The following is a 25,041-nucleotide window of genomic DNA, read 5'->3' as shown; positions in this document are numbered from 1 at the left end:
GGGTTGTCAGCGCGACAACGCAGCGTTAATGCTTGCGATGACCCGGCCAGCCAACATGTAAATGATGCCGGTCAGTGTGCCAGCCCGATTTCCATTTCCGGGCAGTTTCTACTCCGTCATGCATGAGCAGAACCACGACCAGAAGGGCGAGACCAGCCAGTCCACAGAGAATGCCGATGAGATCGTCAACAGACACCGACGACTGGACATGGACCGCCGATCCCAGCAGCTTCATCGCAACGCTAGCAAATTCACTCATGGCGCCTCCCGATCAGGACACGGCCATGAATTCATTTTAGTTAATCGGACTCGGAAAGGTAATGGGGGCCGTACGCGGCCGCCGTCGCCGGCAAGCCAGACAAGCCGGCTTCAGGCAACCGGAGTTCGACGCGCGACGCCATCGGGATGGCACCGCGCGACTGCGTGTGGCTCTAGAACTTGTGGCGCAGCGCGATGCGAGCAACCACCTGATTCGCCGTCGACGAAGGCGATTGCGTGCCCGGGATGAATGCATCATCCAGAATCGAGTTGGTCGAACTGCCGGTGACCTTCTGATACTCGCCCTGCACGTAGACGTCGGTTCGTTTGGACAGGTTGTAGTCCGCCATCACACCGACGGAGTGGATCTTCGGCTTTACGCTGCCCGTGGAAGCGTCATAGGTTTCCATCGTGTAGACGTACTGCGCGCCGACGAAGAATGCCGGGGTGACCTGATACTTGCCGTTCACTTCGAAGTTCTGGTATTTCAGCGTATTCAGCGTGACGCCGGTCGCAGCGAGCGGGATGCCGATATAGCCATTGCCGGTGGGGTTCTTGTAGTTCGAGTTGGTGTAGGCGAAGCCGACGGTGGCCGGACCGAACGTGTAGTTGATGCCGCCGCCGAACACGCGCATGCGGCCGGCGATGAAGCTGGCGTCGTTCGCGGTGATCGCACCGTTCGAACCCACGCCCGGATTGTTCGCCTGCAGGTAGGCTGCGGCGACCAGCAGACCGCCGTTCGCATATTGAGCGCCGAAGCTGTACTGGCGGTTGTTGGCGAAGTTCGTGTCGTTGCTGAAGCTATACGTGCCGCCGAACTGGAACCCTGCCATCTCCGGGCTGGCGTATTTGATGGTGTTGTCGACGCGAAACGAGTTGTCGGTGTTGTCGTTGTCGTATGGGTGCGCGAACAGGTAGCCGGCCCAGTTGCCGTTGGCGGTGGTCTGCGCGAGGTAGTCGACCACGGAGTCGTACTGACGCCCGAGCGTGACCGTGCCGAAGCGATCGTTGCTGATGCCGACATAAGCCTGACGGCCGAACATGCGGCCGCCCTGATTGAGCCGCCCCGAATTCAGATCGAAGCCGTTTTCCAGCTGGAAGACTGCTTTCATGCCGCCGCCGAGGTCTTCCGAACCTTTCAGGCCCCAGCGGCTGCCTTGTGCATAGCCGCTTGCGAGTTCGACGACGCTGCCGTGGCCGACGTTGTTGGTGTAGTCGATGCCTTCGTCGATCACGCCGTACAGGGTTACGCTGCTTTGCGCGAACGCCGGGGCGGCGACAGCGCCGAGAACGGCCATGGCGATGACTTTCTTTTTCATAAGATCTCCAGAATTTATTGGCAAGTGGCCGACGCATGATTTTCTGGCCAATACTTTTTGCAAAGCGAGGAATTCTGATGGCAGTAATCGGAAATGCCGATGGAGCGAGAAAAGAAAGAAGCGCGCTCTTATAGAACGTCGGCTATCCGAAATATTTGATTGACGGCTGGAGAAGTTCAAAGAAGGGGGGCAAACCGATGGTTTTTGAAGTACCGCCACGGCGCGCGCAGCGCCGCCGGAAGAATGACTGCTTTGTCACCTAGGGCGGAATGTGCGAGAGCACAGATTCCAGATGCGCCACTACCGTGACTGCGCGGGGGACCCGCTTAAAAACTAGCGGTTTGAAGCCGCTTTCTTTTGCCTACTTTTCTTTGCGGCAGGCAAAGAAAAGTAGGTGCCCCCGCACAGGGGGAACGCTAATAAACCAATAAGAAAAGCAAAAGCCAACGCCGCAGGCGAACAGCCACTTAAGCAGCGAGACCAACCACCGCACTACGCCGCTCCTCGACCATTGCCTCAATCAACGCAACAAGATCATCCACTGCCGGATCGCGATTCACCGCCGACCGATGCAATTCGAGATCAGCCGGCGGCAACGGCGGCAACCCTTCCTCAGCCCCCAGCACACGCCAGTTCTCCGGCAGCGTACAGCGATCGATAATCGTCACAGCTGCGCCGTGGTTGACGGCAACCTTAATCCCAGTAGGGCTCTGACTCGTATAAACCACCTGATACTGCCGCTGCAGCGCGGCCAGCGCTTCAAGCCCGCGCTGCCGGTAGCAACAAGTCTCCGGAAAAAGCGCGAGCGGCACCGGTGCCTGCCGATCCAGCACGAAGCTGCGGTGCGCCGCCCACACCACCTCCTCGCGTCCCAGATGCCGGCCGCTGGTCTGCGAGCCATGCCGCACCACCAAAGCCAGATCCAGTTCCCCCGCCTGCAGCCGTTCGAGCAATTCGAGCGACATCCGGCAATGGATATGGGGCCGCGCGCCAGGCCTCAGCGCATAGAACTTCTTGAGCAACTCAGGCAGCCAGAACTCGGCGTAGTCCTCCGGCAAGCCGAAACGGATCACGCCGTCACTGTTGCTCCGGTTCAGCGCGGCGATCGCTTCGTTCTGCACCTGAATAATGCGGCGGGCATGAATCAGGAAATTCTCGCCGTCCCGCGATAAGGCAAGGCGCCGGCTATTGCGCAAGAACATATGCGTATCCAGCCGATCCTCGAGCGTGCGAATCCGCAGGCTGATGGTCGACTGGGTACGGTGCAATTGCCTCGCCGCGGCGGTAAAGCCGCCGCTATCGACCACGGCGACGAAGGCGCGCACCAGTTCGGGGTCCAGAGAGCTGAGTTTCGACCAATCGGGTCCGCTGATGGCAGCCATCGGAATTACTCGCTTTCCAAAGAAATTTGACGATCAAAAGATGGGGACACTAGACAGATGATTGTTGTCGAAAAAAATTCGCGTCACAAATCAGTCCGAACCCTTAATCTGGAGCACTGCCGTGTCTGTCAGTCTTTCTCTTGCCGATGCCGAATGCAACGATCTGAGCGACATCGTCGATACCGCGCGCTATCCGCTGCACGATCCGGACCACCCGCGCATGCGCGAGCTGGTCGCGACCTGCCGGGCTCACCTGGCGGGCAACGGTAGCGCGGTGCTGCACGGTTTCCTGCGGCCTGAGGCGCTTGCCAGGGCGCGCGCCGAGGGCGTGGCGCTGGCGGCCAAAACCTATTTTTCGACCCGTAAGGTCAACGCCTATTTCACCGCCGACGATCCATCTCTGCCCGCCGACGATCCGCGCCGCGTCTTTATGGACCGCACCAGCGGTTTTGTGACGCGCGACGTGATTCCGGCTGACGCGATTGTGCACCGCATCTACGTGGCGCAAGCGATGAAGCGCTTCGTCGCCGCCTGTCTCGGCGAGGCGCGGGTGTGGGAATACGCGGATCCGTATGCGGGGCTGGTGCAGAACGTCATGCCGCCCGGCACCGAACAGCCCTGGCACTACGACACCAATGAATTCATCGTCTCGATGATGACCCAGCAGCCGGAGGCGGGCGGCGATTTTGAGTATTGCCCGAATATCCGCTCGCCCGAAGGCGAGAACTATGGCGACGTGGGCAGGGTGGTACGTGGCGAAACCCGTGCGCCGATCAACGTCATCACGTTGCAACCCGGCGATCTGCAATTGTTCAAGGGGCGTTTTTCGCTGCACCGCGTCACGAAGGTGCAGGGCGGGATCGATCGTCATACCGCCATCTTCGCGTACTCGAAGACGCCTGGCGTGATCGGCCGGCTCGAGCGCACCCGGCAGTTGTACGGACGCGTGTCGGAAATGCATCTGGAAGCCGAGCAGCGGCTCGTGCGTGCCGACAATCTGGTCGATTGAAGCAGTCCTCTTATAACCACCACGTCTCCTTCTAAACACGATGATTATCCGCCCCACTCACCGCCCGGAAGATTGTGAACCGACCGCTGAAGAAATCGCGCAGATTCAACGAGACCGGCTTGGCCGCGTGCTCCGTGAACTGCAAAAACGCGACCTCACCGCGGCGATCCTGTTCGACCCGACGCATATCCGCTATGCGACCGGTTCGCGCAACATGCAGGTGTATTCGATGCGCAATCCCGCGCGCTATCTGTTCGTGCCGGCTGAAGGAAAGGTCGTGCTGTTCGAATACGCGGGCTGCGATTTTCTCGCCGACGGACTCGACACCGTCGACGAAGTGCGGCCGGCCACGGCAATTTCCTATTACTTCTGCGATGACATGCTCGGTCGTGTCACCGAACGCTGGGCCGATGAAATCGACGAACTGGTGAAGCAGAGCGGCGGTGGCAAGCGCATCGCGATCGAGAGCGCGACTTCGGCTGCGGCGTTTGCGCTGCAGGCGCGCGGCTATCAAATATCCGACGCGCAGGAGCCGCTCGAACGCGCACGTGCGATCAAAGTGCCCAACGAGATCAAGATGATCCGCTCATCGCTGCGTGCCGCCGAGGAGGGGGTGCGCAAGCTGGAAGCGGCGCTCGTGCCCGGCATCAGCGAAAACGCGCTGTGGTCGCATCTGCATCAGCACATCATCGAAACCGACGGCGATTACGTGGAAACGCGCCTGATCAGTTCGGGGCCGCGTACCAATCCGTGGTTTCAGGAGAGCAGTCCGCGCAAGATTCAGGCAGGCGAACTGGTCGGACTCGATACCGACGTGGTGGGGCGGTTCGGCTATTACGCCGACTTCTCGCGCACCTTCCTGTGCGGCGACGCTCCGGCTACGGCGGCCCAGAAGAACCTGTACCGCCTGGCGTACGAACAGGTGCATTCGAATATGGAAAACGTGCGTGCCGGCACGACGTTCCAGGAGTTCATCGCCCGTGCCTGGAAGATTCCCGGGCCATATCAGGCGCGCCGCTATTTCGCGCTTGCGCACGGCGTGGGCATGACCGGCGAATACCCGTACATCGTCCATCGCGAGGACAACGAAGCGAAGGGCTATGACGGCGTGATCGAGCCCGGGATGACGCTGTGCATCGAAAGCTATATCGGCCATGAAGACGGTGGTGAAGGCGTCAAGCTGGAGGAACAGGTGTACGTACGCGACGACGGCCAGGTGGAACTGCTGTCCGACTATCCGTTCGAGAAGCGCCTGCTTGCCTGAGTGTACGAGGCGGCTGCCCCGGCGTTCGCCCAGCACTCGGATTTTCCGCAATCGAGCTCAACGCAATTCAACGCTCCAAGGGTAATCGACGATGCAACTCAGACAATTCCGGGCGGCCGTGTGCGCCGCCGCGCTGGCCCTCACAGGCGCAAGCGCGCATGCCGCGGACAGCTGGTGCGCGCAGGGCAAGACCGTGCATTTCGCGGGCATTACGTGGGAAAGCGGCGCCTTCGCGACCGAGGTGCTGCGGCAGATTCTCGAAAAGGGCTACGGCTGCAAGACGGATGTCGTGCCCGGCAGTACGGCGGCCACCGAAACCGCGCTCGCGCACAACGACGTGCAGGTGTGGGCCGAACAATGGACCGGGCGTAGCGAGATCACCGCGAAAGCGGTGGCCGCGGGCACCGTCAAGCTGGTCGGCGACACCTTGCCGGGCGGCACGAAGGAAGGCTGGTTCGTGCCGGAATACGTGGTGAAGGGCGATCCGAAGCGCGGTATCAAGCCGGTCGCGCCGGGTCTTGTTTCGGTTGCCGACCTGCCGAAATACAAGAGCGTGTTCGCCGACGACGAGGAACCGGATAAGGGCCGCTTCCTCAACTGCCCGACGGGGTGGGATTGCGAACGCGTCAACACGCGCCTGCTCAAGGTGCTGAGTCTCGACTCGGCTTACACCAATTTCCATCCGGGAACCGGTGCAGCGCTCGACGCGGCGATCGCATCCGCGTATCAGCGCGGCGCGCCGATCGTCTTCTATTACTGGGGACCGGCCGCGCTGATGGCGAAGTACAGGTTCGTCGAGTTGAAGATGCCGGCCTATAACGACGCCTGCTGGAAGACCTTGCGTGACGAGAGCAGCACGTCGCAATGCGCGTCGTCTTACATGGTTTCGCATGTCACGGTCGGCGTGTCCTCGCCGTTCTACGACGCGGACCCGCAACTCATGTCGATGCTCGGCAAGGTGAAGTTCCCGATGGACTTCCTCAACAGCACGATTCTCGAAATGAGCACGAAGAAACTCGACGGGAGCGCCATGGCCACGCAATTCCTGCGTGAGCATCCGGAGATGTGGAAACAATGGGTGCCGGCCGATGTGGCGTCGAAGGTCCAGGCGAGCCTCGTGGGCGCCTGATCGCCGGCGACGTCATGAGTTTATGACGTCATCGCGCTTCGCGGTTCGGTGTTGGACAGCGGATGCCCCGCGTCTGCTGTCCACGTGCAGGGGAGGGGTCGATCATGAATTCGTTTTTTCTGCATCTTTCGATTGCCGACTGGGTCAACGATGCCGTGCAGTCGTTCGTCGCCCGTCACGGCGACAGCTTCCACCAGTTCAGCATCGCGCTGTTGCGCTACGTGCTGGTGCCGCTCGAAGGCGCGCTGCGTGCCATGCCGCCGTGGCTGATCCTGCTGGCGGTCGGCGCGATAACGTGGAACGCGACGCGGCGTCTGGGCATTGCCGGTTTCTTCGTGCTGCTGCTCTATGCGATCGGCTGCTTCGGCCTGTGGGAAAAGCTGATGCAGACTCTTGCATTGATGCTGGTGGCTACTGTGCTGTCGGTCTCACTCGGCGTGCCGCTCGGCATTTTCACGTCGCGCGGCGCGTGGCTGCGGCGGATGTTGTTGCCGACACTCGACGTCATGCAGACGATGCCGAGCTTCGTCTACCTGATTCCGGTGCTGATGCTGTTCGGTCTCGGCAAGGTGCCCGCGATTCTCGCGACGATCATTTACGCGCTGCCGCCGCTGATTCGCCTGACCGATCTCGGCATCCGTCATGTGGACGGCGATGTGGTCGAGGCTGCCCGCGCATTCGGCACGACGCGCTGGCAATTGCTGGTGAACGTGCAGTTGCCGCTGGCGCGGCCCAGCATCATGGCCGGCATCAACCAGACGACGATGATGGCGCTTTCGATGGTGGTGATCGCATCGATGATCGGCTCGCGCGGGCTCGGTGAGGATGTGCTCGCCGGCATTCAGACGCTCGATGTGGGCAAGGGCACGCAGGCGGGCATCGCCATCGTGATACTGGCCATCGTGATCGACCGGATCAGCCAGGGGTACGGCCAGGATCGCCGCACGCGGCGCCTTGTCTCGCAACGCAGGAAAGCAAAAGCGGCGTCGCGCATTCCTTACCGCGTGAACAGCGCGCAGACGCACGAGACGCACGAGACGCACGAGACGCACGCCGGCGAAGGCGCCCTCGAAACCCGCACGGCGAAGTAACCGGAGAGCGATATGGCAGCGATAGAAGTCAAACACGTGTACAAGCTGTTCGGCCCGCAGACCGGTCATGCGCGCGTGCTCGATCTGTTGAGAGGCGGAAAGGGCAAAGCCGACATCCTTGCGCAGACCGGGTGCAATGTCGGTCTGAACGACGTGAGCCTGAATATCGGCGCGGGCGAAATTTTCGTCATCATGGGACTGTCGGGCTCGGGTAAGTCGACACTGGTGCGGCACTTCAACCGCCTGATCGAGCCGACGGCCGGCGAGATCGTGATCGACGGCTCGGACGTCATCAAGCTCAACGCGCGAGGTTTGCGCGAGTTGCGCCGCTTCAAGGTCAGCATGGTGTTCCAGAACTTCGGGCTGCTGCCGCATCAGACCGTGCTCGACAATACGGCTTACGCGCTGCGTGTGCGTGGCGAAAGCCGCGCGCAAGCCAACGAGAAGGCGCGTGTCTGGCTCGGCAAGGTGGGCTTGAACGGTTACGGCGAACACTACCCGGATGAGTTGTCCGGTGGCATGCGGCAACGTGTCGGCCTTGCCCGTGCGCTGGCCGCGGATACCGACGTGCTGCTGATGGACGAAGCATTCTCCGCGCTCGATCCGCTGATTCGCACGGAAATGCAAGACCAGCTGCTGCAGTTGCAGGCCACGCTGAACAAGACCATTGTGTTCATCACGCACGATCTGGACGAGGCGTTGCGGATCGGCAATCGCATCGCGATCCTGCGCGACGGCAAGTTGGTGCAGGAGGGATCGCCGGACGAAATTCTCACGCGTCCGGCGGATGACTATGTGAGGCGCTTTGTCGAGCGGCGCGCCGACCGACCCTGAGAGGCGGCGGGTCTTCGCTGCTGCGGCGGTTGGCGAGAGCCGTCGCATGCTGCGCCAGCCGACGTCCTTTCGCGACTGGCGCTATGCTAGCGGTTCCGTCTAATCCGTCTAGTCGAGGACCATCTCATGAAACACACATCGGGATCCATGATCACCTTTCGCCGCCCTGACGGCCAGGACATCCAGGGTTATCTGTCGAAGCCGCAGAAACTCGAGGGTGCGCCCGCCATCGTCGTGATTCAGGAGTGGTGGGGGTTGAACGACCAGATTCGCGGCGTGGCGGACCGGCTCGCGCAATCCGGTTATCTGGCGCTGGTCCCCGATCTTTTCCGCGGAAAAACGACGGTGGAAGAGGCGGAGGCGCACCATCTGCTGGACGGGCTCGACTTCGGCGACGCCGCCAGCCAGGATATTCGCGGCGCCGTGCAATACCTGAAGCAGCATTCGGAGCGGGTGGGTGTGACCGGCTATTGCATGGGCGGTGCGCTCACGTTGCTCGCGCTATGCAATATTCCGGAGGCGTCGGCCGGCGTGGTGTGGTACGGCTTCCCGCCGCTCGAGTACATCGACGCATCGAAAATCAAGGTTCCGGTGCTCGGTCACTGGGCCACGCAAGACGGATTCTTTCCCGCTGAAACGGTCGACGCTCTCGAAGCCAAGTTGACCGGGGCGAATGTCGACGTGGAATTCCACCGCTATCTTGCGCATCATGCGTTCGCCAACGAGACGGCGGTCGGGCCGGGCCGTATCGCCGGAACCCAGTTCGATCCGGTCTGGTCGCAATTGGCGTGGGACCGTACCCTGACTTTTTTTGGCCGCGAGCTGTGGCCGCAGCGGTAACCCGCTGACTGGCGTCGCGGCGTGGACGAAGCGGCGAACCTTATGTCACTATCCGGGACATGGACGAGATAACAGTACCCCTTTTCTTTCATCACCACGGCTGCAAATACTTGCGCCGTGGTTCGTTGCGTCCATAGCATCGTGTCAGGAATATTGCAGATTCCTGACACGTGCAAAAAACGACCAAGGCGCCTGAGGCGCCTTTTTTATCTCTGAACCAAAATGGAAAAATCATCATGACCATGGTCCGTGGAACCCAATTTGTTGTAGGTCAGGAAGCAGCCGACGCGCGCGCATTGGAGAATCGATTCCGGAGCTACCTTCATTGAAACTGGCGCGGAGGAGGAGCGAAGCAAGGAACTTCTCGAACGGCGTACTGAGCGTGCCTTGTTTTATGTGGCGCGTTGCTATCGATACGAACGACCCCAGGCAGGGCGATATCGTGAGTTCACGCAGCTCGGCTTCGAGCTTCTTTGTTCCGATCCGGAACGCGCCCTGGTGCGCAGCCAGGATATTGCGAGTGGATTTCTTGATTCGCTTGGTCTGCGCTACGAGATCGACTTTTGCGCAAAGCGGGGACTCAGCTATTACCTGAATGGTCAGGGCTTCGAGGTGCGTTGCAACGAGTTGGGCGCTCAACAGCAAGTGGTCGGCGGCGGCGCCTATCGGGAGGGGGCTGGCTTCGGCATCGGTGCCGAGCGGTTGTTGCTGGCAATGGCGGCGCAGGGTGTCGGGTAAGGCGCGAGGCACCGGCCTGGCAACGGTTTGGGTAGGCCACCGCCTGATTTCATCTCATACGCGCTTGGCGTTGCCACACGCTTCGGGTTATATATGCTGTTCCCCAGCAACCGTTACCTTGAAGCCCTTGCGCGATGTCCGATACCCCCATCCCAGTTGCCGTCCCCCCCGAACCGCAGGCCGTGTCCACGCAGGCCGGGCGCAGCGCGATCTTCATCGTCGCCACTATTCATCCGGACGCGGAAAGCCATGACACCGTGCGCGCGTGGTGCGCGGATATCGCCGCACTGGTGCGGGCGGTGGGCAAACGCTACCCTGGCGGCGGGCTGTCGTGTGTATGCGGCTTCGGTTCCGACGCCTGGGATGCGCTGTTCGGTGCGCCGCGGCCAGCCGGCCTGCACCCTTTCCGCGAGTTCGGCTCGGGCGAGCGCGTGGCGGTGTCGACACCGGGCGACATCTTGCTGCATATTCGTGCCGACCAGATGGATCTGTGCTTCGAACTGGCCACGCATCTCATGGGCAGGCTCGGCACGGCGGTAACCGCGGTCGACGAAGTGCACGGTTTTCGTTATTTCGATCAACGCAGCATGGTTGGTTTCGTCGACGGAACCGAGAACCCGACCGGTAACGAAGCCGTCACGTTTACCGTGGTCGGCGCGGAGGACCCCGAATTCGCGGGAGGCAGCTATGTCCTCGTGCAGAAGTATCTGCACGATATGGCTGGCTGGAATGCGTTGCCGGTCGAAACGCAGGAACGCATCATCGGCCGCAGCAAACTCTCCGACATCGAACTCGATGAAGCAGTGAAGCCAAGCTCATCGCACAGTTCGCTCACCACGCTCGAGGAGAACGGCGAGGAAGTCAAAATCCTGCGCGACAACATGCCGTTCGGGCGCCCCGGTTCAGGCGAGTTCGGCACGTATTTCATCGGCTATGCCCGTTCGCCGGCGCCGATCGAACAGATGCTGGAGAACATGTTCGTCGGCCGGCCGCCAGGCAACTACGACCGGCTGCTCGATTTCAGTCGCGCGGTGACGGGCGGGCTGTTCTTCGTGCCGTCCGAGCCGTTGCTCGAAGCGCTCGCGGATCGCAGCCCGGCCGCCGCCGCGAGTGCGGTCGAGTCTGCTGATTCCCCAACAGTTATCGAGCCGCTCGGCGATGGTTCGCTGAACATCGGCTCTCTCAAAGGAGCGTCCCAGTATGAATAATCTGCATCGCGAGCTGGCCCCCATCTCCACCGCGGCCTGGTCGGAGATCGAAGAAGAAGTCGCACGCACCTTCAAGCGCTCCGTGGCCGGCCGCCGCGTGGTCGATGTGAAGGGGCCCGGCGGCGCCGGTTTGAGCGCGGTCGGCACCGGTCACCAGTCGATCATCGCTGCACCGCAGGAGGGCGTGAGTGCACGCCAGCGCGAGGTGAGGGCGCTAGTCGAACTGCGTGTGCCGTTCGAGTTGCAGCGCGAGGCGATCGACGACGTGGAGCGCGGCGCGAGCGATTCCGACTGGCAGCCGGCGAAGGATGCAGCACAACGATTGGCCCACGCCGAAGACCGCGCCATTTTCGACGGCTACAAGGCGGCGAACATCGTCGGTATTCGGGAAGGGTCGTCGAACCCCGCGCTGAGCTTGCCGGCTGACGTTAGCGTCTATCCCACCGTCATCGCCAAAGCGCTCGAACAGTTGCGGCTGGCCGGCGTCGACGGTCCGTATTCGGTCCTGCTGGGCGCCGATGCGTACACCGCGGTGAGCGAGGCGAGCGATCAGGGTTACCCGGTGCTCGAACATATCAAGCGGCTGGTGAACGGCGAGATCATCTGGGCTCCGGCCCTCGAAGGAGGCAGCGTGCTCTCCACCCGTGGCGGCGACTTCGACCTGCACATCGGGCAGGACCTGTGCATCGGGTATCTGAGCCACACGGACCAGGTGGTGCGCCTGTACCTGCAGGAAACGTTGACTTTCCTGTTGCTGACGAGCGAAGCATCCGTCGCGGTGCTGCCGGAGTAGCTACTGCTGCGAGGCGATGAAGGCTTCCGCGGAAATTGTGCGGAAGCCTTCATCGCTCAACGCGATGCTCACGAGGACAGCCAGCCGCGATTGATCGGCCACGCGAGCAGCGTGCGGTACAACATGACCAGCCCGCGCATCGCCATGGTTCCGCCTAGCCGCCAAAGCGGCATGACAAGCAGGAATGCTATGCATGCGATGGCGACGGCGCCCACCATGTCGAGCGGGAAATGGACGCCGGCAAACACGCGTGCCCACGCAACGGCGACGCCGCACAGCAGCATGAGCAAGCCGTACCGTCGCAGACCACCCGACAGCAAGGTCAAGGCGACGCTCGCGAATATCGTCCCGTGGTCGCTTGGGAACGACGGGTCTGGCGCATGTTGCAAAAACGTATGGCCGATCCCGATCACGAACGGCCGCGGATGCGGCCAGACAAGGCCGATGATCTGATTGATGCCGAGGGCGAGCAGGGTGACGCAACACACGTGAACCGCCGTGTCGCGCTGATGCTCGTCGCCGGATAGCCACATTGCTACCAGTGACAGCGGAATGAGATAGATCACGTAATCGGCGATAAACCGTGCTGCGTTAATTTGCCAAACCGGCGTCGACGCTGTGGCGTTGATCATCAGAAAGAGCGCTTGATTGAACGCTTCGAGTGTATTCATGCAGTGCGTTTTTTGAGAGACGTGTCGGGAATCGTGGACTGGGTGCCGAGGCGCAATCGACCAAAGGCGCGACGGCGCACCCTGCTCCGGTAACCGGAGCGCCGGCGACCGGAGCACTTGGGGTGCTCGCAGACCGATCTTAGCGTGCGAACCTTATGAAATGCTTAGGTCGGTACGATCGAGGATCGACCCTCACATCTTCAGGTCGATGCGCCCATAGACACCGTCCACCTCGTCATTAGGTCCCGCAGCAAAGAACAACGTGTTCATCGGCTGATTATCGAGCCCGTTGCCAAAAGCGATCCCCCATAGACCTCCCTGCACGAACGTAGTTCCATTCGACAGCTTGACGGCACCGAGTGCCTGACCGCTCGCGGGATCGAAAGCGTTGATCGTGCCGTCGCCAAAATTGCTGATCAGCACGTCGCCGCTGAACAGGCCGAAATTGGCCGGTGCTTGTGCGACACCCCAAGGCGCGTTCAGCGAACCAGCCGATGCGAAGTGCTGCATCAGATTCCCCGCCGTGTCGAACACGTCGACGAAGCCCAGACCCGGGCCGTCGAGATTGTCGTGCAGCGCCGCGTTCTGTTTGGCGTAGGTCACGTAGAGCTTCGATCCGATCGCCTGAATGCCGAACGGCGCGAAGCCTGCCGGCAGGGTGAGGTCCTGGAACTTGCCGGGCATCGCTACCTTGGCGAAGTTCCTGTCGAACACATCAATCTTGTTGTTGTGAAAATCGGTGGCATAGAGGAAGTTGGCCCCACCGTTGCTCGCGAGCGCGAGCCCCTTGTAGACCGCGCCGCCGCTTCCATCGTCGTACATGACGACAGCGGACGTCGGGTTGACCGTGGGCGACCATGCGGTGATCGTGCCGCCCTCGCCGTCGAAGATGAACGCGCCGACCCCGGACTTGCCGCCCTGGCTGACCACGAAGTCCGTCGTGCCGTTGAACACGATGCCGGTCGGATTCGCCGGACCGCTGCTGCCGTCCGGAATACTGACGACGAGCGATTGCGGCACGCCGTTGCCGTCGTAGAGTGTGGCGACCGAGGTTGCATTGTCCGCGACCCACACGAAACCCTTTGGATTGAAGGCGATGCCCCATGCGTTTTTCAGGTTCGCGTCGGTGTGCGATGCAGCGACGGCACCATCAGAAACCAGCGTGGCCGCGGTGTACGATTGCACGCTGACCGAGTCGGAACCACCGCACGCAGCCAGACTCACCAAAGCAGCACCGCTCGCAACGATGCTCAATGCCTTAAGCACAGATTTCATGGCCGCACTCCTCACCTGAACGTTGGTAACCGTGGTGACTAAACGTGCGGCGTTGCGGTTTTATTCCTTCGCCGGAGAATTATTTCAGTCGGCCGTCATGCATGCATTCAATGGTCCGATCAACAGCGGGAAATTCGCTTATTCCTCAGGCGACGCCAGGAGCGACACCGGCACGCCGTGACAACTCACTGTTGCGACTACAGCGTCTCCGAAGCCCGCGCTCCCGCTGCCGTGGGCATCGGGTGTCGCGGCCTGCTTGTCGGCGCGCAGGATATTGATTGGCCACGACGGACGGAACAGCCGTTCATGCGCCAGAGCGCCGACCCAGAGTGGGGTGAATGACGCGCCGTTTGCCACTGCGTAGCCACTTGGCCAGAAGCGCAGCACGTCGCGTTCATCGCGCGTGCCGCCGGGGCGCGTGAAAACCAGCGACGAGGGCACACCGTTGTTCAGCTTCGGCAACACCGGAAGCGACACGGCCGCAACGTTGGGCGAGGCGAGAGAAAGCAGGCTGCGCGCCGACAGGTCCGTGCCTTCGACCCACCCCTGAGCGCGGAGTCGTCCCCTTATCACATCGCGGTTCGACACCCACTGCAGCGTGAAGGGTTCCTTGCGGTCGCCGCCCATATCGGAGCGATAGCAAGGCAGACGCTTCCAGAGGGAAACGGTCCACTGCGATTGCGTGACCAATACCGGTGGCGGGGGGCGCGTACTCTCCGATGGCGCGGCGGGCGGGTTGACGCCAAGCTGCACGCCCACGGTCACAAGCACGACCAGCAGAATCACCACTGGCATGGACCTGCGTGACGGTGGCGGTTCCGGATGCCGCCACATGGCTGTCAGCGCGACGATGGCCACCCACATGTACGCCAGCGCCGCGCCGCCAATCGCATCGGAAACCCAGAACCTGCCGAAGTAAAGTCCCGCCAGCGCGACGACGACCACGACGACCGCACTCGCGGTTGCGACGAGCAAACCCGCCAGCATGCCGACTCGTCGCGCGAGCAGAAATGCCAGGAAGCCATAGACGATCACGGTAGCGGCGACGTGATTGCTCGGAAACACGTAGGCGGCGGATACGAGCGAATCCGGCGGCGCGCGATGCATTGCGAACTGCAAAGCGAAGATCAGCAACTGGGAAAATGCCACCGCGGCCAGCCAGTAGCCGACGGTGCGCCAGCGTCGTTCCCACAGCATCCACAGTGCAACTGTTACGACCAGTGTTGCCAGCGTGACGACGCTGCCCAGCGTGGCGAGACCCGCGAGGACGGTATCGCTCCAGGGCGTGCGGACCGATTGCAGAAAGTGATAGACGGACAGGTCGATGCGCACCAGCGGATCGCCGCTGACGACGTCTTCGAGAACAGCGAAGAAGAGTGCGCCGCAAACCAGCACGACGAACGAGGTCGCCACGATACTGCCGGCGTCCGGCTGATCGGGATCCAGCATGCTCTGGGCGAGACGGCCGATTCGGCCCGGGTTCCGGCTGGCCCAGTTCGCCAGATGCCGGCCCGCCGCGCTCGACCACGCATTGGCGTGCGACAGCAGAAACCGCGCGGCTCGAAAGCTCAGCCATACGATGCCCACCAGCAGCGCGATGATGACGACGAGCCGGAACGACACCGCGCCGGCCAGCAGCACCGATGCGCCGAACACCACGCCCGGCAGGATATGCGCGGGCGCCCAGAGCAGCGCCGACAGGAGGTTCATGGCGTAGAAGCGCATCGGCGTCATGCCGAGCATCCCCGCAACCACGGGCACGATCGCCCGCAACGGTGCGACGAAGCGAGCGAACACGACGCTCTTCGCGCCGTGTTCTTCGAAGAAGCGGCGGCCTGCATCGAGCAGATGCGGATGCTTGCGGAAAGGCCACAGCTGGACGATCCTGTCCTTATAACGGTTGCCGAACCAGAAGCTGATGCCGTCTCCCGCGACCGCGCCGGCTATCGCCGATACGAACACCCAGCCAAGGCTCATCGATCCGGTGCCGACCAGTGCGCCGGCGAGGAACATTGCGGTGCTGCCAGGGATGAAGGTGCCGATGACGGCAATGGCCTCGAGGAACGCGGCAAGGAAAACGACCGTGAGCGTCCATGCCGGGTGACCGGCGAGCAGATGCAACAGTTGGACGTACGCGTGTTCCATCGTGCGCTTTGAACCGGTCGGACGTAACGGTTGATGATAACCCGCACGATCGGACGGCACTATCGGCGCGTGTCAGGGTCAGGCAATGAATCGTTATCATTGCCCTGACATTTGCATTGCTTCATATTGGTTCTACCCCGGCGTACGACTACACCGCCTGGTACCGAACATCCCGGAGTCGAGAAAAGATGACTGCCAATTCCTCGCCGCGCATCGGCACACTCAGCCAGATTCCACGTGGTATCTGGATGCTCGGCTTCGTCAGCATGTTCATGGACATCTCGTCGGAAATCATTCACAGCCTGCTGCCGATGTTCCTGGTGACGAGTCTGGGTGCGAGCGCCATGATGGTTGGCCTGATCGAAGGCGTCGCGGAAGCGACCTCGCCCATCGTCAAGGTATTCTCCGGGGCGCTCAGCGACTACCTTGGCAACCGGAAATGGCTCGCGGTGATCGGCTACGGCATGGGCGCGTTGAGCAAGCCGCTGTTTGCGCTCGCGCCGACGGCTGGTGTCGTGCTGACTGCGCGCGTCGCTGACCGGATCGGCAAAGGGTTGAGAGGTGCGCCGCGCGATGCGCTTGTCGCGGATATTACGCCACCGCATCTGCGTGGCGCCGCATACGGATTACGGCAGTCGCTCGACACGGTCGGCGCGTTTCTCGGCCCGTTGCTCGCCGTCGTGCTGATGCTGCTGTGGGCGAACAATTTTCGTCTCGTGTTCTGGGTGGCCGTGATTCCCGGGCTGGCCGCCGTCGCGCTGCTGGTGTTCGGCATCAAGGAGCCCGCGCGTCACGCGAACGCGAAACGCGTCAATCCGCTGAAGTTCGAAAACCTGAAGAAGCTGAGCCGCTCATACTGGTGGGTGGTGTTCATCGGCGCGGTGTTCACGCTCGCGCGGTTCAGCGAGGCATTCCTCGTACTGCGCGCGATGCAGGGCGGCGTGCCGGTGGCCCTGGTGCCACTCGTCATGGTGGCGATGAATCTCGTGTATTCGGTGTCGGCGTATCCGTTCGGAAAACTGGCCGATTCGATGAGCCACACCAGGCTGCTGGCGATCGGACTCGTGGTGCTGATTGCGTCGGATATCGTACTGGCGTACGGCAGTCACTGGCCGGTGGTGATACTCGGCGTCGCGCTGTGGGGCTTACACATGGGACTCACGCAAGGACTGCTCGCTACGATGGTTGCGCATACAGCGCCGGCCGATCTGAAAGGCACTGCATTCGGGTTCTTCAACTTGATGAGCGGGCTGGCGATACTCGTGGCCAGTGTTGTTGCAGGTGGACTGTGGGACCGCTTCGGCGCCGCGGCGACTTTCCATGCAGGCGCGGCATTTTGCGTGCTGACGCTGTGCGCGTTGGCCATCGGCGCGAAGTGGTATCGAGGTCTCGCGCGATAAGCCGTTGCGCTACGGCTTACCCGTTCCCCGGAGCATCAGCGGAGTCGAATCAGGAACGGCACGAACGCCATGCACGTGTATTTGCGTCGCGCGTGGGCGAGTTTCGTTTCATCAACGACTGCTGTGCATGGCGTTCGTGTGGGACCACGGATCAATCGTCGTCTTCATGACGATGGTGCTCCCAGCCGCGGTGCCGGCCGTTGTCGTGCCAGCGGCGTTCGTCGCGGTACTCGCCGCCATAACCATAACCATAACCACCATCATAGTAGACAGGTGCCGGTGCATAGACCACAGGAGGCTGATAGATGACTGGGGGCTGCTGGACATACACGGGCGCCGGCACCCCAAGGAACACGCCGACGTCCACATGCGCCAAGGCGGCGCTGGAGGCGCTCGCAGCGCAGAGGCCTGCTGCGAATAAAAGAATCGGACGTTTCATTGCGTTTCTCCTGGCCCGTTCGCTTCAGGCGGGCGCCGAGCGGTGACGAGCGAACTGGATTGTAGGGCGGCTTAGGCCCGGCATGTACGCCACCATTGTCACTTGTGTAACCACTGGTAACATCACGGGCCGCTGCCCATCAGTTGGCCGTCAGGCCACCCGACCCGGGCTCACGAATCAGGTTACGAAGCCGTCAGGGAATCGCCGGATACGTGGACGCGCTGGCCAACCTGAACGGCCGGTTGGGTCGGATAGCTGAAGTTCCGGTAGCTGCCGTCCTGCATGCGTACCTGTACCTGATAAGTCGTCTGCTTGCGCACTGCGTGCTCGATGCCGTTACCGGCCACGCCGCCACCCACTGCCCCTGCAATCGTCGCCAGGACTTTACCGCGGCCACCGCCTATCTGATTGCCGATCAGCCCGCCTGCGACCGCTCCACCCACCGCACCGAGGCCTGTCGTCGGTTCGGGTGCCTGGACTGTGTTGATCGCGACGACTTCTCCCGAGTACGGGTCAGCGACGGGTCTCGTCGACGCGGATTCCGAAGGCGCCTGGTATCCCTGATTGTTCGAGTAGCGCGGCGCGTCTTCTGCCGTGGTGCTGTGCGTGTGATGGACGCGCGGCCGGGCAGGGGCGGCTTCCTGCGTCGTATGTTGCACCGGGTTCGCCGGGGTAGCGGCCAGCGGAGCGCTTGCAACCGGTGCCGCGACTGCCGCGACCGGCGGCGCCGGCTCCGTGACAGCGCGCGAACTCGGCAGAATGCCGGTCATCGCCGCGATGCCGGTGGCGCTGGCGAGGATAACCGCCACCGCCGCGCCGGCGACCAAAGGATGAATGCGACTGCGCTGCGGGTTGCTGGGTGTGAGGTTCGTGTTCATTGCGGACTCCGCTGGTAGGTGTCTGCAATAACGCCGCAACACTGAGGGCGGTGCACTCGGCCAGCACGCTGCTTTGTAAGCATTTGTACGACTGGACGGCGCGTTTCCATGCATCGCTTGCGGCACGACACAAGCGATGCGAACGGGTTTTATGCGCGAACAGAGCAGGGCGGGCCGCCGTCTTGCTCATTGCCCGACACCACTCGTGAGCGTCATGTGCTCAACAGCGTTACGATGTTGTGTGTGTGTCGGGCAGAGAATTCGATGACGTTATGGAGTCGGCTATGAAGATTGTCACAAACAGTATTTTCGCGTCGGTTTTGGTTGTGTGCCTGTCGGGAGCCGCTTACGCTCAGTCGGGAAGCGCTATCCCAGGTGATATGAGCGGCACCAATGGAATGGGCACTGGAACGGGCTTGGGAACCGGAGCGGCAGGCACAGGCCTGAGCGTGGGGCCAGCGCGCGGCACGACAACGATCGGCGGCGGGGTCGGCACCGGATCGGGCGCGCCTGCGGCCAACAACATGAGAGCCAATGGCACGAGCCTGAATATGAACCCTGATCCTCGAGCGCCCAACGTCGGGGGAAACGCGTTCGCACCGCCGCGATAGTCCGCTCGTCGTTGCCGGGTTCGCGCAGCGACGTGCGAACCCGGTTGTTTAGCCACGCACGTATAACGGTCAATGCCGCGTTGCGCAGCGGCGAATGCGCGACTCAATCCTGAGCGTGTTCAGACGCCTGCTCGATCAACGGGGCAACTTCCTTGGGACGCGACTCATACGCCGAGTAACTCGCGCGCTGTACTTCAACTGTGTGGCTACGCGCTTTGTATGGCCTCTCGCATCGGAACCCTGCTCACGCCAAACCGGTCGGCTAGCTCACGCTCGACCAGCCGTGTGCCGTCGCCCAGTTAACCCGTCGCGATCAGTGTGCGTAGTGAGATGGCGACTGAGTCGGCCGTCGAATCCAGTTTGATTTCCATGTGCACGTGTCCTTGCGATTTGGAACGATGGCATACCCAATAGTGGGTGGCGTATAGAATTCAGCCGCAGGAAAGTGATGCCCGGTTCAACATCGAGGAGATTGGCATGGCGTACGGCGAGCACAAATATCAGGTAGCGGTGGAATGGACGGGTAACCGCGGAAGCGGTACATCGGGGTACCGCGAATACGCGCGGGATCATGTGATCGCCGCGGGAACCAAGCCCGACATCCAGGGATCATCGGACCCGGCATTTCTCGGCGACGCCAGCCGCTGGAATCCGGAGGATCTGCTGGTCGCCTCGGCGTGCGCATGCCACAAGCTCTGGTATCTGCATCTTTGTGCCGATGCCGGCATCGTGGTTCTGCGCTATCGCGACAACGCCGAAGGCACGATGCTCGACGACCCGAAGGCGGGCCGCTTTTCGAAGATAGTTCTGCACCCGCATGTCGTCATTCAGGCCGGTGGCGATCCCAGCCTGGCCGAGCGTTTGCATCATGTCGCACATGAGAAGTGCTATATCGCGAATTCGGTCAACTTTCCCATCCTGTGTGAGCCGACTATCGAGACGGATGCGATTTGACGCCACTTCCCCTGCGCAAGTCACTTTTTGCGCTCATTGTGTGCAACGCGCAATGTCGTCAGAAATGATGGATTTACTGAAGCAAAAAAACTTGCATTCCGCGCAGAAAAAGCTACCTTAATTAAACAAAATGACTCTGGTTCGGCACCGGAGGAGACAGATGCCGGCTACACGTATGATGATTGCGCGTCGTGCGGGCGTCAGCGTAGCCACGGTCGATCGTGTGTTGCGCGACGATCAGGCCGTGCGTCCGGAAACCGCTGAACGCGTTCACCTCGCGCTGGCGACGCTGCGCGACGAACGCGCGAGTCGCGGCCGCCCGTCGAAGCTCAGTTCGTTTCGCGTCGCTTTCGTGCTTCCGCAAATCAACTCGCGCTTCCTCGATCATGTGGAGCGCAACATCGCGCTGTCCGCGAGCTTCTTTCGCGAACACCGGATCATCCCGTCGTTCTATCGCTGCGATTTCTCAAGCAAGCGCGATACCGCCGCATTCTCCGAGCAGGTGGTCGACTACGACGCACTGGTGCTCGTGCCGCTCGACTATCCGTGGGTCGAACGTCTGATCGAGGACATGAGCGTGGCGAACGTGCCCGTCGTCACCGTGTTCTCCGATTTGCCTTCGAGTCGCCGCGCCGCGTATGTCGGCGTCGATAACCGGATCGCCGGGCGCACAGCGGGTTTGTTGATGGGCCGCTTTCTCGGTTCTCGCATCGGCACGGTGGCGGTGCTGTCCGCGTCGTCGCGCTTGCACGATCAACTGGAGCGGCGCACCGGCTTCTCGCAAGTGCTGGAAGAGGATTTCCGCAACCTGCGCTGGATCGCCGAGCCCGATTTTGCCGAAGACGACGACGGCGCAAGTCTCGCCGCGCAGGGCCTGCTTGCGCGTCATCCGGATCTGGTCGGCGTCTATGCAACCGGTGGCGGCATCTCCGGGATTGCGTCGGCGTTGCAGGAATCGGGCGAGAAATCCCGCCTCGTTCTGATTGGCCATGAGTGCACCGCGGAAACGCGCAACCAGTTATCCGGGCGCGCGATCGATGTGATCCTCGATCAGGACGTGCGCGGCATTGTTCACTGGGCCGGTCTCGCTGCAATCAATTTTCTTAACGACGTGCGTGGCGCGCTTGCCATCCCAACGCCGGAAACCCGAATTTATCTTCGTGAGAATGCGCATGCCTGAAGCTCGCGACACGCGGATTGCGGTCTGAATCCGCTGGAGCCGAAACACGGTGCCCGGCGCATGGGCGCTGTTCCATATCAGGTTGGAGACCCGGGAAAGACAAGGAGAAGACACATGTTTCGTCTTACGTCAGCAAGGGTAATGGCGGCGGCCATCGTATCGTTGGGACTCGGCATGGCTACGGGCGCGCAAGCACAGGGCAAGCAGTTGACCTTATGCTGGGCGGCATGGGACCCGGCCAACGCACTCGTCGAACTGTCGAAGGATTTCACGAGCAAGACCGGCATCAAGATGAAATTCGAGTTTGTGCCGTGGACCAGTTACGCGGATCGATTCATTAACGAGCTCAATTCGCACGGCAAACTGTGCGACCTGATCATCGGCGACAGCCAGTGGATCGGCGGCGCGGCGGTCAATGGGCACTACGTCAAACTCAATGATTTCTTCGCGAAGAACAAGATATCGATGAACGACTTCGTGCCGGCGACCGTGGTCGGTTATTCGGAGTGGCCGAAGAATACGCCGAACTACTGGGCGTTGCCGGCAATGGCCGATGCGGTCGGCTGGACGTATCGCAAGGACTGGTTCGCACGCCCTGAATTACGTGCGGAGTTCAAGCAGAAATATAAACGCGAACTCGAGCCGCCCACCACGTTGGACGAACTCAAGCAAACCGCCGAGTTCTTCCAGGGTCGCAAGATCGACGGCAAAACCGTGTACGGCGCCTATATTTTCACCGAGCGCGGTTCCGAAGGTATCACGATGGGCGTGACCAATGCGCTCTATAACTTCGGTTTCGAATACGAAGACCCCAAGAAGCCTTATCACCTCGACGGCTTTGTGAATTCACCGGGCGCGGTCAAGGGGCTGGAGTTCTACAAGGCGCTCTACAAGTGCTGCACGGCGCCGGGCATGACCAACGCGTACATGCAGGAAGGACTCGATGCGTTCAAGTCCGGCCAGGTGGCGATGCAGATGAACTGGTTTGCGTTCTTCCCCGGACTCTATAAAGACCCGAATGTCGGCGGCGACAAGATCGGCTTCTTCGTCAATCCGCGTGAGTTGAAGCAATACACGCAGCTGGGCGGGCAGGGCATCTCGGTCGTCTCGTATTCGGATCATAAGGACGACGCGCTCGAGTACATCAAATGGTTCGCGCAGCCCGACGTTCAGCAGAAGTGGTGGCAGCTGGGCGGCTATTCGGCAGCCAAGTCCGTGGTGGATGCACCGGACTTTCCCAAGAGCGCCCCCTTTGCACCGGCTTTCCTGAAATCTATGGCGATCGTGAAGGATTTCTGGGCCGAGCCCGCCTATGCCGAACTGCTGCTCGATATGCAAAAACGCATCCATGACTATGTGGTGGCCGACAAAGGCACGGCCAAGGAAGCGCTCGATCTGCTGGTCAAAGACTGGAACAAGGTCTTCAAGGCCGAAGGCAAGAACTAGCGTGTATCCGGACTGGACCGGCGGCGCGTGCACGTGCATTTGCACATTGCGCCGGTCCGCTTGAAGGAGTCAGGCATGTTGTCAAACAAGCCGTTTGCGTCGACGGGTCTCGAATCCGGCGCGCCGGCGCGCGTGCGCACGCGCCTGGCCGGCCTGTCGGACAGAACGATAGCGTGGCTGTTCATTCTCCCGACGATCCTGTTGCTGCTCGCGATCAACATCTTTCCGTTGATCTGGGCATTACGTTTGTCGTTCACGAACTTCAAGTCGAATATGCCGAGCATGCCGGCGCGCTTTGTCGGTATCGACAACTACGTCGACATTCTCACCGACGAAGACATCTGGTACGCGATGCAGGTTACGGCGCGTTTCGTGTTCTGGTCGGTCGGACTCGAAGTTCTGTTGGGCTTTGGCCTCGCGTTGCTGATCAACCGGCAGTTTCGCGGCCATAGTTTCTGGACCACCCTGATCCTGCTGCCGATGATGCTGTCGCCGGCAGTCGTCGGCAATTTCTGGACCTTTCTGCTGCAGCCGCAGACGGGTCTCTTCAACGACATCGTCGGCTTCTTCACCGGCATTGCGCCCGGCTCGTTCCAGATGATCGGCGACGTGTCGCTTGCGCCGTGGACCATCGTGATGGTCGATATATGGATGTGGACGCCTTATGTGATGCTCATCTGCCTCGCAGGTTTGCGTTCGATTCCCGACTACATCTACGAAGCGGCCGAAGTGGATCGCGCCACGCCGTGGCGCCAGTTCTGGTCGATCACGCTGCCGATGACCTTGCCGTTCCTGATGCTCGCCGTGCTGTTTCGCGGCATTGAGAACTTCAAGATGTTCGACATGGTGAATCTGCTGACCTCGGGCGGACCAGGTTCGGTAACGGAAACCGTGTCGATCACGTTAAAGCGCGCCGCGTTCGAGAAGTGGCAGACTGGCTATTCGTCGGCGCTGGCCATCATTCTGTTCGTGACGGTGTTCGGTGCGGCGAACATCTACGTCAAGGCGCTCAACCGGGTGAAACAGCGATGAGACCGACTACTATCCAACATTCGGTGGTGGCGTCGTCGGCGCGCGGCAAGCGGTTCGCCGCAGCGGCCGTCATCACGTATGCATTGCTCGCGACCTTGCCGATGGTCTGGATCTTCCTGACGAGCTTCAAGTCGCAGGAAGACGCAATCGCCTATCCGCCCGTCGTTCTGTTTCAGCCGTCGATGGAAGGCTACGTGAATTTGTTCACGATCCGTTCGCGGCAGCCGCCGGAGTTCATCGCCAGTCTGCCGCCCGCGCAGACCTGGTATGAGCGCGACGTGCGCAAGCGCAACATGGTGATCGCGGGGCCGTCGAAGGTTTTGCCGCGTTTCGTGAACTCGCTCGTGATCGGTTTCGGCTCGACTTTTCTCGCGGTGTTTCTCGGCACGCTCGCGGCTTACGCGTTCTCGCGTTTCAAGGTGCCGCTCGCCGACGATCTGCTGTTCTTCATCCTGTCGACGCGCATGATGCCGCCGATCGCGGTCGCGATTCCGATCTACCTGATGTACCGCGCGCTGGGTTTGAGCGACAGCTATGTCGGCATGATCGTGCTGTATACGGCGGTGAACGTATCTCTGGCGGTGTGGCTGCTGAAGGGTTTCATGGACGAGATTCCGCGCGAATACGAAGAGGCGGCGCTAGTCGACGGTTATACGCGCTTGCAGGCCTTCGTCAAAGTGGTGCTTCCGCAGGCGATCACCGGCATCGCGGCGACCGCGATTTTCTGCCTGATCTTCGCGTGGAACGAGTATGCGTTCGCGTCGCTGCTGACAAGCGGCGATGCGCAGACCATGCCGCCGTTCATCCCGTTCATTATCGGCGAAGGCGGCCAGGATTGGCCTGCCGTTGCAGCAGCGACGACGCTGTTCGTGCTGCCGATCCTCATCTTCACTGTCGTGCTGCGCAAGCATCTGTTGCGTGGCATCACCTTTGGAGCGGTACGCAAATGAAGCGAGACTCCGTGTTGCCGCACAGGCATTTTCTACGCCGTGGCTACAGCGAAGCCGCATCGACCGTGCTGATCGGTCTCGGCATGGCGATGCTGGTTCAGCCGTTTTCGCTGGCGTTGTTCACCTGGTCGTTTCCGGTCGTCCTGGTGGGCGCGCTCGCGTTCGTCGTCACCAGTCATTTCCCGGACTGACAAT

Annotated in this window: 24 protein-coding genes and 1 pseudogene; 16 read left to right on the top strand and 9 right to left on the bottom strand. The window is 61.4% G+C overall.

Annotated features, from left to right (window positions below):
- Nucleotides 1-25: 25 nt before the first annotated feature.
- The 3 genes from SB772_RS24850 to SB772_RS24840 form a co-directional block, all read right to left on the bottom strand.
- Nucleotides 26-259 carry a hypothetical protein gene (locus tag SB772_RS24850; protein WP_410835857.1) on the bottom strand — a complete coding sequence of 78 codons (234 nt, stop codon included), beginning with the start codon at nt 257-259 and terminating at the stop codon, nt 26-28.
- Between the two features lie 172 nt (nt 260-431).
- Complete coding sequence (locus SB772_RS24845; protein WP_410835856.1) at nt 432-1,577, bottom strand: porin; 1,146 nt, start codon at nt 1,575-1,577, stop codon at nt 432-434.
- 467 nt (nt 1,578-2,044) lie between these two features.
- Complete coding sequence (locus SB772_RS24840; protein ID WP_410835855.1) at nt 2,045-2,959, bottom strand: LysR substrate-binding domain-containing protein; 915 nt, start codon at nt 2,957-2,959, stop codon at nt 2,045-2,047.
- Between the two features lie 121 nt (nt 2,960-3,080).
- On the opposite strand from SB772_RS24840, the gene SB772_RS24835 reads away from it, so the two are divergent.
- The 9 genes and pseudogenes from SB772_RS24835 (at nt 3,081) to SB772_RS24795 (ending at nt 11,865) form a co-directional block, all read left to right on the top strand.
- Entirely contained in the window at nt 3,081-3,968 is an 888-nt protein-coding gene (locus SB772_RS24835; RefSeq protein WP_410835854.1) for a hypothetical protein, read from the top strand.
- Nucleotides 3,969-4,095: 127 nt separating this feature from the next.
- Nucleotides 4,096-5,232, top strand: a complete 1,137-nt coding sequence (locus SB772_RS24830; RefSeq protein WP_410835853.1) for a M24 family metallopeptidase — start codon at nt 4,096-4,098, stop codon at nt 5,230-5,232.
- A 91-nt stretch (nt 5,233-5,323) separates the two neighbouring features.
- On the top strand, nt 5,324-6,361 hold the full coding sequence (locus tag SB772_RS24825; protein WP_410835852.1) for an ABC transporter substrate-binding protein: 1,038 nt from the start codon (nt 5,324-5,326) through the stop codon (nt 6,359-6,361).
- Nucleotides 6,362-6,465: 104 nt separating this feature from the next.
- Nucleotides 6,466-7,452 (top strand): ABC transporter permease, encoded by a 987-nt coding sequence (locus SB772_RS24820; RefSeq protein ID WP_410835851.1) that lies wholly within the window; start codon nt 6,466-6,468, stop codon nt 7,450-7,452.
- Nucleotides 7,453-7,464: 12 nt separating this feature from the next.
- A pseudogene (locus tag SB772_RS24815) lies at nt 7,465-8,265 on the top strand (quaternary amine ABC transporter ATP-binding protein); the annotation flags it as partial.
- A 147-nt stretch (nt 8,266-8,412) separates the two neighbouring features.
- The gene (locus tag SB772_RS24810) at nt 8,413-9,126 is read left to right on the top strand and encodes a dienelactone hydrolase family protein (RefSeq protein WP_410835850.1); all 714 of its coding nucleotides are present in this window, start codon (nt 8,413-8,415) and stop codon (nt 9,124-9,126) included.
- Nucleotides 9,127-9,513: 387 nt separating this feature from the next.
- Nucleotides 9,514-9,864 carry a tRNA synthetase class II gene (locus tag SB772_RS24805; protein ID WP_410835849.1) on the top strand — a complete coding sequence of 117 codons (351 nt, stop codon included), beginning with the start codon at nt 9,514-9,516 and terminating at the stop codon, nt 9,862-9,864.
- Nucleotides 9,865-9,998: 134 nt separating this feature from the next.
- Complete coding sequence (locus SB772_RS24800; protein WP_410835848.1) at nt 9,999-11,072, top strand: Dyp-type peroxidase; 1,074 nt, start codon at nt 9,999-10,001, stop codon at nt 11,070-11,072.
- The gene (locus tag SB772_RS24795) at nt 11,065-11,865 is read left to right on the top strand and encodes a family 1 encapsulin nanocompartment shell protein (RefSeq protein ID WP_410835847.1); all 801 of its coding nucleotides are present in this window, start codon (nt 11,065-11,067) and stop codon (nt 11,863-11,865) included. The genes SB772_RS24800 and SB772_RS24795 overlap by 8 nt, the downstream gene beginning before the upstream one ends.
- Nucleotides 11,866-11,933: 68 nt before the next feature.
- Here SB772_RS24795 and SB772_RS24790 read toward each other — a convergent pair whose 3' ends face one another.
- From SB772_RS24790 to SB772_RS24780, 3 genes are all read right to left on the bottom strand, one after another.
- Entirely contained in the window at nt 11,934-12,536 is a 603-nt protein-coding gene (locus SB772_RS24790) for a phosphatase PAP2 family protein (RefSeq protein WP_410835846.1), read from the bottom strand.
- Nucleotides 12,537-12,728: 192 nt separating this feature from the next.
- Nucleotides 12,729-13,811, bottom strand: coding sequence for a TIGR03118 family protein (locus tag SB772_RS24785; protein WP_410835845.1), 1,083 nt, complete (start codon nt 13,809-13,811; stop codon nt 12,729-12,731).
- A gap of 138 nt (nt 13,812-13,949) precedes the next feature.
- Nucleotides 13,950-15,956: a VTT domain-containing protein gene (locus SB772_RS24780; protein ID WP_410835844.1), complete on the bottom strand. Its 2,007-nt coding sequence runs from the start codon at nt 15,954-15,956 to the stop codon at nt 13,950-13,952.
- 188 nt (nt 15,957-16,144) lie between these two features.
- On the opposite strand from SB772_RS24780, the gene SB772_RS24775 reads away from it, so the two are divergent.
- Nucleotides 16,145-17,356: an MFS transporter gene (locus SB772_RS24775; protein ID WP_410835843.1), complete on the top strand. Its 1,212-nt coding sequence runs from the start codon at nt 16,145-16,147 to the stop codon at nt 17,354-17,356.
- A 151-nt stretch (nt 17,357-17,507) separates the two neighbouring features.
- Here the strand turns inward: SB772_RS24775 and SB772_RS24770 are convergent, their stop codons facing one another.
- From SB772_RS24770 to SB772_RS24760, 3 genes are all read right to left on the bottom strand, one after another.
- Entirely contained in the window at nt 17,508-17,795 is a 288-nt protein-coding gene (locus SB772_RS24770; protein WP_410835842.1) for a hypothetical protein, read from the bottom strand.
- A gap of 182 nt (nt 17,796-17,977) precedes the next feature.
- Nucleotides 17,978-18,673 carry a glycine zipper 2TM domain-containing protein gene (locus tag SB772_RS24765; protein WP_410835841.1) on the bottom strand — a complete coding sequence of 232 codons (696 nt, stop codon included), beginning with the start codon at nt 18,671-18,673 and terminating at the stop codon, nt 17,978-17,980.
- An 817-nt stretch (nt 18,674-19,490) separates the two neighbouring features.
- A complete protein-coding gene (locus tag SB772_RS24760; protein WP_410835982.1) occupies nt 19,491-19,565 on the bottom strand; it encodes a GntR family transcriptional regulator in 75 nt (24 codons plus the stop codon).
- A 196-nt stretch (nt 19,566-19,761) separates the two neighbouring features.
- Between SB772_RS24760 and SB772_RS24755 the strand changes: the two genes are divergently transcribed.
- From SB772_RS24755 to SB772_RS24730, 6 genes are all read left to right on the top strand, one after another.
- Nucleotides 19,762-20,238 (top strand): OsmC family protein, encoded by a 477-nt coding sequence (locus SB772_RS24755; protein ID WP_410835840.1) that lies wholly within the window; start codon nt 19,762-19,764, stop codon nt 20,236-20,238.
- A 160-nt stretch (nt 20,239-20,398) separates the two neighbouring features.
- Nucleotides 20,399-21,418, top strand: a complete 1,020-nt coding sequence (locus SB772_RS24750) for a LacI family DNA-binding transcriptional regulator (protein WP_410835839.1) — start codon at nt 20,399-20,401, stop codon at nt 21,416-21,418.
- Nucleotides 21,419-21,532: 114 nt separating this feature from the next.
- Complete coding sequence (locus tag SB772_RS24745) at nt 21,533-22,864, top strand: ABC transporter substrate-binding protein (protein ID WP_341316077.1); 1,332 nt, start codon at nt 21,533-21,535, stop codon at nt 22,862-22,864.
- A 75-nt stretch (nt 22,865-22,939) separates the two neighbouring features.
- The gene (locus SB772_RS24740) at nt 22,940-23,896 is read left to right on the top strand and encodes a carbohydrate ABC transporter permease (protein WP_410835838.1); all 957 of its coding nucleotides are present in this window, start codon (nt 22,940-22,942) and stop codon (nt 23,894-23,896) included.
- The gene (locus SB772_RS24735) at nt 23,893-24,846 is read left to right on the top strand and encodes a carbohydrate ABC transporter permease (protein ID WP_410835837.1); all 954 of its coding nucleotides are present in this window, start codon (nt 23,893-23,895) and stop codon (nt 24,844-24,846) included. Before SB772_RS24740 ends, SB772_RS24735 begins: the two co-directional genes overlap by 4 nt.
- Nucleotides 24,843-25,037 (top strand): hypothetical protein, encoded by a 195-nt coding sequence (locus tag SB772_RS24730; RefSeq protein ID WP_410835836.1) that lies wholly within the window; start codon nt 24,843-24,845, stop codon nt 25,035-25,037. Before SB772_RS24735 ends, SB772_RS24730 begins: the two co-directional genes overlap by 4 nt.
- Nucleotides 25,038-25,041: the final 4 nt, after the last annotated feature.

Source organism: Paraburkholderia sp. SIMBA_030, from assembly GCF_046535245.1.
Taxonomy (GTDB): Bacteria; Pseudomonadota; Gammaproteobacteria; order Burkholderiales; family Burkholderiaceae; genus Paraburkholderia.
This window is presented reverse-complemented; position numbering and strand designations above follow the sequence as displayed.